Raw genomic sequence first — 11524 nt, 5'->3', positions numbered from 1 at the left:
CGCTACTCGTTACGACCGCCGCACCATCCACTTCAAAGGCTTCGTCCACTTGGCCGGCGCCATGCTCTGGTTGGGCTGAATGTCGATCCGGCCTAGCCGCAGCGATCCTTCTCTCAAGCCCCGCCCCATCCTCCGCCGGCGACTGGGTCCCCGCCTGGATGGCAAGCCCGCAGCCCGTCTGGAGCGCCGACTTCCTGTTTCCGACGGACGTGCCGGCGACGCTGAAGAACCGCACGCTCCGGCAGGTCGCCCGGATCGGCATCGGCGGAACAGCGGTCCGCATCCGCCTGTCCAACGATGATGGACACAGCGAGGTGCAGATCGCGGCGACGCATCTGGCGCGTTCAACGGGCGGCATGACGATCGAACCTTCGAGCGACCGGGCTCTGACCTTCGGAGGCGAGGCCGAGAGCACGATCCTGCCCGGCGCCTCGATCCTCAGCGATCCCGTTAAGATGCAGGTCGAGGCCGGCGAGGCGCTGGCGGTGAGCCTGAACTTCGCCGAGGAGGTTCCTGTCGAGACCTTCCACTGGGACGGCAAGGCCGAGTCCCGGCTGGTCGAAGGCCTGCATGTCAAGGATACCGACCTGCCGGCAGGCGAGACGCTGACGCAGCGCCTCTTCCTGTCCGACATCCTCGTCGATGCGCCGGAGGCGAAAGGCACAGTGGTCGTCCTCGGCGATAGCATCACGGACGGCGCCGGCGCGGCGCTCGGCGCCGACACGCGCTGGCCGGACTATCTCGCCGCCCGCGCCGCGCCCGAAGGCATCGCCGTCGTCAATGCCGGCATCTCCGGCGCGCGGCTCCTGTCCGACCGGATGGGCGCGAACGCGCTCGCCCGGCTCGACCGAGACGTCCTCGCCCAGCCGAAGATCCGCACGCTGATCCTGATGCTCGGCATCAACGACATCGCTTGGCCGGGCACACCCTTCGCGCCCGGCGAGCCGCCGATGAGTTTCGAGCGCCTGACGGCAGGCTATCGCCAGATCGCCGCCCGCGCTCGCGCGCATGGCGTTAGGATCGTCGGCGCGACGCTTCCGCCCTTTGCCGGCGCCCTTCCCGGAACGCCGCTGGAGGCCACCTACTACAGTGCTGACAAGGACGCCCTGCGACGGCGCATCAACGACTGGATCCGCACGTCCGGCACGTTCGATGCCGTCGCGGACTTCGACCGGCTGCTCGCCGACCCGGCGGACCCGATGCAGTTCCTGCCGTCCTACGACAGCGGCGACCGCCTTCATCCCGGCGATCCCGGCAACAAGGCGATGGCGGATGCCATCGACCTCGACACCATCCTCGGAGACACGCCATGAAGATCGACCTCTCGGGCAAGACCGCCCTCGTCACCGGCTCCACCGCCGGCATCGGCTTCGCCATCGCGCTGGGTCTGGCCAAGGCTGGCGCCCGCACCGTCCTCAACGGTCGCGACAAGGCTCGCACCGAAGCGGCCGTCGCCAGGCTCAAGAGCGCAGCACCCGATGCGGACGTGCGCGGCGTCGCGGGCGATGTCGGCACGGCCGAGGGCTGCGATGCGATCGTCGCCGCCCTTCCGGCCGTCGACATCCTCGTCAACAATGCTGGCATCTTCGGGCCGCAGGACTTCTTCGAGACGCCCGATGCCGAGTGGGAGCGCTTCTTCGCGGTCAACGTCCTATCCGGCGTGCGGCTGTCACGCGCCTATCTGCCGGGCATGAAGGACAAGGGCTGGGGTCGCGTCCTCTTCCTGTCCTCGGAGTCCGGCCTCAACATTCCCGCCGACATGATCCACTACGGCGTGACGAAGACCGCCGACCTCGCCCTCTCGCGCGGCCTCGCCAAGCGCATGGCCGGAACCGGCGTGACCGTGAACGCCATCCTGCCCGGCCCGACCCTGTCGGAGGGCGTCGCCGAGATGCTGGCCGGCGAGGTCGCCAAAACCGGCAAGCCGCTCGAGGAGGTCGCGGCCGACTTCGTGAAAGCGCACCGCTCCACCTCCATCATCCAGCGCGCCGCCACCGTGGAAGAGGTCGCCAACCTCTGCGTCTACGTCGCCTCACAGCAGGCCTCCGCCACGACCGGAGCGGCGCTGCGCGTCGATGGCGGCGTGGTCGACACGATCGCCTGACGGCGAAGCCACGTCGAACCAACACATCAGGCGGGGCGCACGCGTCGTCCCGCGGGCAGCGTCATGGCGACGACGCTGACGATCACGAAGGCAAGACCGATCCAGGCGGAGGGCTGCGGCACCTCACCGAGGAAGAGGATGCCGATGCCGACGCCGATCGGCACGCGGAGATACGCCTGCGCCGTCGTACCGACCGAGCCGAGGCGCTGGAGCAGCGTGAAGTAGATCACGAAGGCCAGCGCCGTGGAGAAGACGGCGAGGGCGAGGAGCGCGAGGATCGAGGCCTGCGAGGGCTCCAGCGTCCAGGGCCGGTCGACGACGAGGCTCACCGGGATCAGGATCGCCGCACCCCAGATCAGCGAGCCAGCCGCCGGCATCATCGGATCGAGATCTTTGAACGTGCGCCCGAAGGTCACGGCCGCGCCATAGGCGACGGCGGCAAAGACGATGGCGAGCTGTGCGGTGAGCGCCATGCCGAACCCGTTGAGGGCGGCCGGCCCTACCACGAGGCAGATGCCGACGAGGCCCGCGACGACCCCGAAGATCTTTGGACCGGTCACCGTCTCGTGGCGCGTGACGAGCGCGTTGATGAGGAAGGCGAAGACCGGCGTCAGAGAGTTCAGGATCACGGCGAGCCCGGCATCGACATGCTGCTCGCCCCAGGCGACGAGGGTGAAGGGCAGCACGGAGTTGAGGCAGGCCTGGATCAGGAAGCGCTTGGTGTTGCGCCCGTCCGTCGGCAGGCGAAGACCGCGCATCCGGAGGATCACCACGAGCAGCCCGCCCGCGATCAGCGTGCGCGCGGCGATCAGCGTGATCGGCGGGATGGTGGCAACGCCGACCTTGATGAACGTGTAGGACGCGCCCCAGAGCGTGGCGAGGGCGAGGAGCATCGCGAGGCTGACGAGAAGGCGCGGCTGGTGATCCGCCATGTCGGGGCTTTCGGGTGGAGGAAGCGAGGTGCCGGCGGGGCTTAGCGTTGCGCTCGCAAAAGATGCTTCGGTCTTGGCCGAAGCCTCGCCGCCTGACAAGCCAGCCCGCCCAGCCTATCCTCCCCGCCCATGATCGATCGTCCGACCGGCAACACCATCGCAGAAGCCGCCTTCCTGATGGGCGATCCCGCCCGCGCCAACATGCTGGCTGCGCTGATGTCGGGTGAAGCGCTGACGGCGGGCGAACTCGCCGCCCATGCCGGCGTCACCGCACAGACGGCGAGCGGCCACATTGCCCGGCTGACGGAAGGCGGCCTCGTCGCCGTCGAGCGTCAGGGCCGCCAGCGCTATGTCCGCCTTGCTCATCCGCTCGACCTGGCCGTTGGTCCAGGGGTGCTTCACCTTGGTCACGCGATGCTCGATGCCGTTCCACTCGAAGGCCCGGCTGGTGAACTGGATGCCGTTGTCGGTCAGCACAGTGTGAATGACGTAGGGACGGCCGCCACCAGACCGCGCAGGAACTGGGCCGCTTCCATCTTGCCGGCTGAGAGATGCAGCTGGGCGAAGGAGAATTTGGACGTGCGATCGATGGCCACGAAGAGGGAGACCTTGCCCTCGGCCGTCTGCACCCCGGTGATATCGACGTGAAAGCATCCGATCGGGTAGCGCTTGAACTTCTTCCAGACGGGCTTGTCACCCTCGACATCGGGCAGACGAGAAATGCCATGACGCTGAAGACAGCGGTGCAGCGGTGACCGCGTCAGATGGGGGATCGTCGGCTGCAGCGCTTAGAGGCAGTCGTCGAGCGGCAGCAGCGTATGGCGCCGGAAGGCTACGATGACGGCTTCGTCCTCGACCGACAGCACTGTCGACTTTGGCTCGGTCGGGCCTGTCTTGCGATCGGCCGTCGAGGTCCGCTCCTTCCACTTAGCCACGGTCTTCGGATTGATCCCGTAGCGCCTGGCAAGCGCTCTGAGGCTCTCTTGACTATGCTGTATCGCTCGACGGACTGCCGCAGTCGTCGTGGCGCTTGCGTGGTGAGCCTTGCCCATAGTGCCTCCTTCCACTCCTGTGAAAAGTCTGCACCATCAAAACCTCGGATCAGACATGTAGAGTCTGTCAGAGGCAAGTGGAAACCGGTTGTTCCGAAACGACAAACGAAATCAGAGAACATCGCCTCAGTGACGCGCCGCGCCTTCCGCCTGAGTGCGGATTCGCAGGCCCGTGTCGCGCTGGAAGATATGGCTGGAGGCCTGTTCGAAGGCGACCGGGATGCGCTCGCCGGGGCGGAGCGACAGGCGGTCGCGAAAAAGGCAGGAAATAGGCTGGCCGCCCAGGCGGGCGCCGACCATGACCTCCGAGCCGGTCGGCTCCACCACCTCGATCTCGATGGGAATGCCGCCATCGGCAATGCGCACGTGTTCGGGGCGCACGCCATAGGTCATCTCGCCTGGCGTGACCGGCGAAAGGCCGGCGGGCAACGGCAGGCGATGGCCTTCGGGCGTGACGAAGGCGCCGCCTTGCCCGGCCCCGGTCTCCTCGACGCGGCCATGTACGAAGTTCATCGAGGGCGAACCGATGAAGCCGGCGACAAAGGTGTTGGCGGGCCGGTCGTAGAGTTCGAGCGGCGCGCCGACCTGCTCGACGCGGCCGTCTCGCATAACTATGATTTTGTCCGCCATGGTCATGGCTTCGATCTGGTCGTGCGTGACATAGACGATCGTGGTGCCGAGGCGCTGGTGGAGGTTCTTGATCTCCGAGCGCATGGAGACGCGCAGCTTGGCGTCGAGATTCGAGAGCGGCTCGTCAAAGAGGAAGACCTGCGGGTCGCGCACGATGGCCCGGCCCATGGCGACGCGCTGGCGCTGGCCGCCCGAGAGCTGGCGCGGGAAGCGGTCGAGAAGTGGTGTGAGGCCCAGGATATCGGCCGCCGGCTTGATCCGCCGCTCTACCTCGGCCTTGTCCGCGCCCTTCAGCTTCAGCGCGAAGCCCATATTGTCGGCGACATTCATGTGCGGATAGAGCGCGTAGTTCTGGAAAACCATTGCGATGTCGCGCTCCTTGGCGGGAAGGTCGTTGACGACCCTCGGCCCGATCAGGATCTCGCCGCCGCTGATCTCTTCCAGCCCCGCCAGCATGCGCAGCAACGTCGACTTCCCGCAGCCGGACGGGCCGACGAGGACGACGAACTCGCCATCGGCGATGTCGATCGAAACGCCGTGGATCGTGGCGAGGGCGCCGAAGCTCTTCTTCACGTTGCGGATGGTCACAGATGCCATGAGCAAGAATCCTTGGAGGGCCGGCCGCTCACTTCACCGCGCCCGCGGTGAGGCCGGCGACGATCTGGCGTTGGGCGAAGAGGGTGAGGACGAGGACGGGCAGCGTGACGACGATGGCGGCGGCCGCGAGCGGGCCCCAGCTCACCTGCTCGAAGGAAAGCATGTTGTAGACCGCCACGGGCAGCGTGCGCGTCTCGCGGTTGGCGAGCACGATGCCGAAGACGAAGTTGTTCCAGGAGAAGATGACGGAAAGGATGAGCGAGACGACGATGCCCGGCCGGGCGATCGGCAGCGCCACCTTGAAGAAGACCTGCCAGCTCGTCGCGCCATCGATCACGGCGGCCTCTTCGAGCTCCATCGGCGTCGTCTCGAAATAACCGATCATCACCCAGATCACGATCGGCACGGTCACGACGAGATGGATGACGATCTGAGGCCAGAGCGTGCCGAGAAGGCCGACCGTCTGAAAGAGGAGGAAGAGCGGAATGAGGAAGGACAGGCCCGGCGTCATGCGCGCGATCATGATGACGATCGCCGCCTTGTTCGCCCGCAGCCGCGCGATGCCGTAGCCGGCGGGCACGCCGACGAGCAGCGCCAGAAGCGTCGCGGTGCCGGTGACGAGAAGCGAATTCCAGAAATAGAGGAGGAAGTCGTTCTCCGCGAAGATCTTGGTGTAGTTCGTCCAGGCGAAGCGTTCCGGGATGAAGATCGGCGGATAGGCGCCGTTATCGACTTCGAATTTCAGCGAGAGCGAGAGCATCCAGAGAAAGAAAAAGACGGCGGGCGAGACGAGCACGATCCCGAGAAAGGCGAGGCCTGCTTTGTTGGCGAAGCGCTTCATGGTCATGGCCCTCACCCGTTCCATTTCGTGCGCTGCTTCAGGTGCAGCATGACGAGCGACATGGCGATGATGACGACAAAGAAGACCACCGCGATCGCGGAGGCGTAGCCGATGTCGTAATAAGCGAAGGCGACGTTGTAGAGATAGATGTTGATCGTCTCCGAGGCCGTGCCCGGCCCGCCCTGCGTCATCGCGAAGATGATGTCGAAGCTCTTCAGGGCGTCGATCGAGCGGATGATGACGGCGACCATCATGAAGGGCGCGATCAGCGGCAGCGTGATGAAGCGGAATTTTTGCCAGGCGTTAGCCCCGTCGATCTCGGCGCCCTCGTAGGGCTCGCGCGGCAGGGAGGCGAGGCCGCCCAGCACGATGAGCATGACGAGCGGCGTCCACTGCCAGGTCTCGACGAGGACGAGCGAGGGGATCACGGTCGACTGGTCGTAGATCCAGGATTGCTCGGGGAGGCCGGTGCTTTTCAGGAGGTAGTTGAGGACGCCCAACTGCGGGTTGAACATCATCGTCCAGACCAGCGCGATGGCGACCGGCGTCGCCATCATCGGCATGACGAAAATGGCGCGCAGGAAGCCGCGCATCGGCATGTTGGAATCGAAGAGGACGGCGGCGAACGTGCCGAGGATCAGCGGCGCGATCACCGAAAGCGCGGTGTAGACCAGCGCGTGGCTCATGGATTCCCAGAAGCGCGCGTCGCCGGCGAGGCGGATGTAGTTGTCGAAGCCGACGAAGGTCTGCGCCCCGCCGAGCGTCCATTCGTTGGCGCTCATCCAGATCGTGAAGACCCACGGAAAGAGGATGACCGCGACCACCACGACGAGCGCCGGCGCCACGAAGGGCCAGTAGCTCGGCCCATGCCGCTTGGCGCGTCGCGGGGCGGCGGGCTTCGCCGCCACGCCGTCCGCCGTCCCGTCCGCTGAAGATCTCGTTGCCACCGCGCTCATTGCGCCTCCTCCTCAAGCTTCAGGACGATGCCGAAGACCCGGAAGGGGTCTCAGGAGGCCTCGCTGCGCGCCAGGATCGGCTTGAACTGCTCGGTCGCCTTGGAGAGCTCGGCCGCCGCGTCCGCTCCGGCGAGGAGGTTGGTCAGCGCCACGCCATAGACGTCGCGGAACTCCGTGACGGGAACGATGACCGGCAGCGCGATCTGGCTGATCTTGGCCGATTGCGAGACGGCGGTCGCCCAGTCCTTGGGCATGGAGACGCCGGCCAGCACCTCCGGATCATTGACGATCGAGTTGCGGAAGGGAACGCCCGCGCCGGCCTGGAAGAGGCGCGCGCCCATCTCCTTGGAGATCGCCCACTGGCAGTAAAGGTAGGCCGCCTCCTTCTTCTGGGACGCCTCCGTCACGCCGAGCCCGTCGCCGAAGGTCGGCGCCGCCCGCGTCGCGGGACCGGCCGGCATGACGCCGTAGCCAACCTTGCCAACGACGCGCGACAATTCCGGATTTTCCAGGGGCGCCGCGAAGCCGATGCCATCGAGCCACATGCCGACCTTGCCCTGGAGGAAGGCCGACTGGCACTCCGCCCAGTTGAAGCCGGTGGCGCCACGCGGCGCGGTGTTGGTCATGAGGTCCTGATAGATCGCGGCAGCCGCGACAGCCTCGGTGCCATCGGTGTTCAGCACGCCGTCGTCGCCCACCGCCTTCTGCCCGTAGCCGAGCATCAACGCGGTCCAGACCGGAGTGTTGGCGTTCTTCATGCCGCGCGCGACGAAACCGGACGTGCCGGCCTCGTCGTCCTTCAGGGCTTTCGCCGCCGTCACCATCGCATCGAAGGTCTCGGGGTACTGAAGGCTCTTGGCGGCGAAGAGGTCCTTGTTCCAGTAGACGATCCAGTAATCCACGGAGAAGGGCAGCGCCCGCAGCGTGCCTTCCTTGTCCTTGGCGTACTGCATGCCGGCCTGCGCGAAGTCGGCCTCGTTGAGGGTGGCTTCCGTCAGCGTGGGGTCTTTCAGGAAGCCCGAGAGATCAGCGAGCCACCCGCCCTTCTCGAACTGGCGCTTCTGGACGTGGAAGCTCAAGTGCACGACGTCGAAACTCGGCCGTCCGGAGGTCAGCTCGATCACGGCCTTCTGGCGTTGCTGCTGCTCGGGCGTCGCTTCGGAATTGACCTTGATGCCGGTCAGCTCCTCGAACTCGGACTGGTACTTGCGCAGGATGTCGCCGCGCGGCGACTTGATGAGGTTCACTTCCAGCGTGGTGCCGGCGTGCTTCTTCCAGTCGACGGCGCTCTGCGCGAAGGCCGGTCCGAGGCCGCTTGCGGCGAGCGCGCCCATGGCGACGCCTGCCGCCAGGAAGCGGCGACGGGACAGGCCTTCGGCCGGGGAACGGGCGATGCGATCAAGGGACATGCGAAATCCTCCCATTTCAGTTGGTTCGGGCAGGGCGCTCTTCGACGCTTCTCCACCCTCCGGTCTCCTCGGCGATACGGCCTCAGACGTTGAGGGCGAGCCGCCTTGCACTGTCGATATGCTCCGCGATCATCTGCGAGGCCTTCTGCGGATCGCGGCTTTCAATTGCCTCGATCACCTTCAAGTGCTCGCGCATCACCGGTTGAACGCGCCCGTCGATACGGTAGCGATCCTGATTGATCAGCCGCAGCTTCACAGAATTGACGCGGTAGGCCAAAGAGATGATGCCGTTGCCGAGCGCATCGACGAACGTGTCGTGGAGGTGCCAGTCGATCGCTTGCGCCCGGGCCTCCTCTTCCTTGGTGAGAACGCGCTGCTCAGCCAGAGCCAGCATGTCCTCGTGCTCGCGACGAAGCTCGGCCAGCACTGCATCGGAGGCCGAAACGGTAAAGAGTGCGACGGCCTCCTTCTCCAGGAACAGGCGGAATTGGAAGGCCTCGCGAATGAGGTTGAGATCGACATGGGCTATCTGGATGCCGCGCTGGGGCACGGTCGTCAGCAATCCTTCCGATTCCAGGCGCGGGATGATCTCTCGGATCGCGCCGAGCGGCAGGCCCGTTCGCGCGACGAGCTGGCGCTGCGAAAGGAACTGCCCCGGCACGAATTCGCGCGCCAGGAGCCCTTCGATGAAGCTCTCATAAGCGCGCTCGCGTAGCTTGAGCGGGTCGGCCTCACGGCCTCGGCCACCCTCCACGGAAACGGTACCGGCCTCCATCGCCTTGCTCAAGCCGCTGCGGCGGAGGCGGGCTGAAGGCGCGCCAGGGCCGAGGTGAGCGAGCCGGCCGCCGCATCGGAGATCGCGACGAGCGGCGGGCGCACGCGCAGCCACTCGGACTCGCCGGTACGCGCGGAGATCAGCGCCTTCACGGCGGGGATGACCGGCTGCGAGACGACGGCCTCGACGAGCGAGACGAGATCGGCATCGTCCTCACCTGATGCGATGAGTGCTGACAGGCGCTGCGGCATGATGTTGGCCATGCCGGAAATCGCGCCCTCCGCACCCATGCGGATGCCGGCGGCGAGGCTGCGCTCGTCGCCGATGAGGATGGCGATATCCTTGTGGGCAGCGAGCAGCGCCTGCGTATAGGTCCAGTTGCCCGATGAGTCCTTGACGCCCGCAATGGCGCGAGGAAAGGCCTCGCGCAGTCGTCCGACCAGCGCGACAGAGAGTTCCACTGCCGTCACGGACGGGATGTTGTAGAGGATGATGCCGCGTGCCTCGTCACCGAGGGCGGAGAGAACCTCCGAGAACCAGGCGAAGACGCCGTCCTCGGTCGGGTTCTTGAAATAGGAGGGCGGCGCAAGGAGCACGCTGCGCCCGCCGCGACGAAGGATCTCCGCCGTTTGGTCGCGCGCATCCCCGCTCGCATTCGCCATGACGCAGGCGACGATCTTTCCGGCCTCGATGCCGGCGGCCTGGAATGCATCGAGCACGGTGTTGCGCTCAGCGGCGGAGACGGAGGCGCCCTCGCCCGTCGTGCCGAACAGCGTCACGCTGGCGCAGCCATTGGCGAGGCACCAGGCCGCATGGCGGGCCGCTTTCGCGGTGTCGATCGAGCCATCCGCATGAAAAGGCGTCGCCAGAGCCGCGGACAAGCCGAAAATGGTTCGAGACATACTGCACTCCCGCTTTGCGTTCAGCTACGAATAGCTAACATGTCAGCATGATGTCAACGTGTCGGAGGAATGATCGAGGAGGTGAATTCAATCGGTCGCCGCAACACTCCCCCGAAGGAGGTCGCGATGGATGTTCGGGAAAAGGCGATCACGTTGGTCAGGACGAGCGCCGTTACCCGTCTGCATGGCACGCGTACGGGTTCCATTCGAGTTTTCTATATTTGGCGTGATTGCCGTCGCACACGGCCTGATCCTTGCCGAAGGCGAGTTCGCCGGGGCCTGCCGGGCGGAAATGGCCATGGCGGTCTTTTCCAGCTCGATCAGCCGGAACTCGAAATCCGACCGATTCTCGAACAGGGCGCGAGCCCCAAGGAGTCTTTGGCGAATCCGTCCAGAAAGAGCTTCGGCCACACTGCAGCCTAGATCCCCAAACGCGTCGGGCCGCATACGCTGCGCCATTCCTTTGCAACGCATCTTTTGGAGGACGGCGTCGACATCCGCGCGATCCAGGCTCTGCTCGGTCACGCCAAGCTAGACTCCACCGCGCTCTACGCCAAGGTCGCTGTGCGCACGGTGCGGGCCGTCAATGAGGCCCTTGCCCGCCAGCCAGTCGAGGACGAGGCGGCATGTCGGGTCGCCTGCATCTGCATGGCGGCGCAGGTGGTTGGCAAGTACGACCATAAAGCGATGGGTGACGCTCCCATCGCGCCGAGCGGCAACCGCTGCAACCTAGCGCTCGTGCCGCGGGGCGGTCCACAGCGACAGGCCGACGATTAGGGCGGGGTCGTCAACGTGCGATGGCTCGCTGGAAGCTTCGGCCTCCAGGGGCTGTGTCGAGGGTGCTCTTGGCGACGCGGGCGGACAGCGAGGGTGCGGACAGACTGAAGCGACCGCGGGGCAGCGGCGGACCGAACGGCGGCGACGCAGGTCGGTGTACCGTGCACCTGCTGGCTTGAGAGTTTCGCTTCGGTGATGTTGGCCATGGACATTGCTTTCCCATGCGCTGCGCCAGCGCTAAAGCGGCTGCGGCGATGATGAGGGGTAGGCTGCCGCTGATGCCCGGAGCGGCACTTAGCGGCAGCGGATCAGATCAGGCGTTGAGGCGTGCTCTGGCGGCGATGGCGCCACGGCCTTGACGATCAGCGCGTTGAGATCGGGCTCGATGTCGGCCATAAGAAGATAGACGATGACACGTTCAAAGGAGGTCGGCAAGTAGTCGCGAATACGCTAGGTGTTCAGTCCCGGCATCTGGTGGATCGGATTGAGGATGAACCGTTGTGGCTCTGACGTCCAGATTTTGGCGATGTATTCGTAGGGCGTCAGGCC

At 65.9% G+C, this 11524-nt stretch carries 9 protein-coding genes and 4 pseudogenes; 4 read left to right on the top strand and 9 right to left on the bottom strand.

All coding sequences use genetic code 11. The annotated features are described in order from the left end of the window. Positions 1–158 precede the first annotated feature (158 nt). Both ASG62_RS15930 and ASG62_RS15925 read left to right on the top strand, forming a co-directional pair. Complete coding sequence (locus ASG62_RS15930) at positions 159–1313, top strand: SGNH/GDSL hydrolase family protein (protein WP_057180499.1); 1155 nt, start codon at positions 159–161, stop codon at positions 1311–1313. Then, positions 1310–2104 (top strand): SDR family NAD(P)-dependent oxidoreductase, encoded by a 795-nt coding sequence (locus tag ASG62_RS15925; protein WP_056698790.1) that lies wholly within the window; start codon positions 1310–1312, stop codon positions 2102–2104. Before ASG62_RS15930 ends, ASG62_RS15925 begins: the two co-directional genes overlap by 4 nt. A gap of 26 nt (positions 2105–2130) precedes the next feature. On the opposite strand, the gene ASG62_RS15920 is transcribed toward ASG62_RS15925, so the two are convergent. Continuing rightward, complete coding sequence (locus ASG62_RS15920) at positions 2131–3036, bottom strand: DMT family transporter (protein WP_056698786.1); 906 nt, start codon at positions 3034–3036, stop codon at positions 2131–2133. A 129-nt stretch (positions 3037–3165) separates the two neighbouring features. On the opposite strand from ASG62_RS15920, the pseudogene ASG62_RS27260 reads away from it, so the two are divergent. Next, positions 3166–3399: pseudogene (locus ASG62_RS27260) on the top strand (ArsR/SmtB family transcription factor); the annotation flags it as partial. On the opposite strand, the pseudogene ASG62_RS27255 reads toward ASG62_RS27260, so the two are convergent. The 7 genes and pseudogenes from ASG62_RS27255 to ASG62_RS15885 form a co-directional block, all read right to left on the bottom strand. Next, positions 3394–4088: pseudogene (locus ASG62_RS27255) on the bottom strand (DDE-type integrase/transposase/recombinase); the annotation flags it as partial. The pseudogenes ASG62_RS27260 and ASG62_RS27255 overlap by 6 nt on opposite strands. Positions 4089–4214: 126 nt before the next feature. Continuing rightward, entirely contained in the window at positions 4215–5315 is a 1101-nt protein-coding gene (locus tag ASG62_RS15910) for an ABC transporter ATP-binding protein (protein ID WP_056698783.1), read from the bottom strand. A gap of 28 nt (positions 5316–5343) precedes the next feature. Next, positions 5344–6162, bottom strand: coding sequence for a carbohydrate ABC transporter permease (locus ASG62_RS15905; protein ID WP_056698780.1), 819 nt, complete (start codon positions 6160–6162; stop codon positions 5344–5346). Positions 6163–6167: 5 nt separating this feature from the next. Next, positions 6168–7112, bottom strand: a complete 945-nt coding sequence (locus ASG62_RS15900) for a carbohydrate ABC transporter permease (protein WP_056698777.1) — start codon at positions 7110–7112, stop codon at positions 6168–6170. Positions 7113–7162: 50 nt separating this feature from the next. Further along, positions 7163–8521 carry an ABC transporter substrate-binding protein gene (locus tag ASG62_RS15895; RefSeq protein ID WP_056698773.1) on the bottom strand — a complete coding sequence of 453 codons (1359 nt, stop codon included), beginning with the start codon at positions 8519–8521 and terminating at the stop codon, positions 7163–7165. Between the two features lie 82 nt (positions 8522–8603). Then, on the bottom strand, positions 8604–9296 hold the full coding sequence (locus ASG62_RS15890) for a GntR family transcriptional regulator (protein WP_056698769.1): 693 nt from the start codon (positions 9294–9296) through the stop codon (positions 8604–8606). A gap of 8 nt (positions 9297–9304) precedes the next feature. After that, complete coding sequence (locus ASG62_RS15885; RefSeq protein ID WP_056698767.1) at positions 9305–10198, bottom strand: dihydrodipicolinate synthase family protein; 894 nt, start codon at positions 10196–10198, stop codon at positions 9305–9307. 423 nt (positions 10199–10621) lie between these two features. Between ASG62_RS15885 and ASG62_RS27885 the strand changes: the two are divergent. After that, positions 10622–10795: pseudogene (locus ASG62_RS27885) on the top strand (tyrosine-type recombinase/integrase); the annotation flags it as partial. 630 nt (positions 10796–11425) lie between these two features. On the opposite strand, the pseudogene ASG62_RS26590 reads toward ASG62_RS27885, so the two are convergent. Continuing rightward, positions 11426–11524 (bottom strand): annotated as a pseudogene (locus ASG62_RS26590) (IS481 family transposase); the annotation flags it as partial.

Origin of the sequence: Aureimonas sp. Leaf427 (assembly GCF_001425485.1) — a bacterium.
In the GTDB taxonomy this organism is placed as follows: Bacteria; Pseudomonadota; Alphaproteobacteria; order Rhizobiales; family Rhizobiaceae; genus Plantimonas.
The sequence above is the reverse complement of the archived record's forward strand: the minus strand, read 5'-3'. Positions and strand labels throughout refer to the sequence as shown.

Coding starts and splice junctions, on each gene's coding strand:
- ASG62_RS15930 (WP_057180499.1), top strand. CDS start 159: ATGGCAAGCCCGCAGCCCGTCTGGAGCGCCGACTTCCTGTTTCCGACG.
- ASG62_RS15925 (WP_056698790.1), top strand. CDS start 1,310: ATGAAGATCGACCTCTCGGGCAAGACCGCCCTCGTCACCGGCTCCACC.
- ASG62_RS15920 (WP_056698786.1), bottom strand. CDS start 3,036: ATGGCGGATCACCAGCCGCGCCTTCTCGTCAGCCTCGCGATGCTCCTC.
- ASG62_RS15910 (WP_056698783.1), bottom strand. CDS start 5,315: ATGGCATCTGTGACCATCCGCAACGTGAAGAAGAGCTTCGGCGCCCTC.
- ASG62_RS15905 (WP_056698780.1), bottom strand. CDS start 6,162: ATGACCATGAAGCGCTTCGCCAACAAAGCAGGCCTCGCCTTTCTCGGG.
- ASG62_RS15900 (WP_056698777.1), bottom strand. CDS start 7,112: ATGAGCGCGGTGGCAACGAGATCTTCAGCGGACGGGACGGCGGACGGC.
- ASG62_RS15895 (WP_056698773.1), bottom strand. CDS start 8,521: ATGTCCCTTGATCGCATCGCCCGTTCCCCGGCCGAAGGCCTGTCCCGT.
- ASG62_RS15890 (WP_056698769.1), bottom strand. CDS start 9,296: ATGGAGGCCGGTACCGTTTCCGTGGAGGGTGGCCGAGGCCGTGAGGCC.
- ASG62_RS15885 (WP_056698767.1), bottom strand. CDS start 10,198: ATGTCTCGAACCATTTTCGGCTTGTCCGCGGCTCTGGCGACGCCTTTT.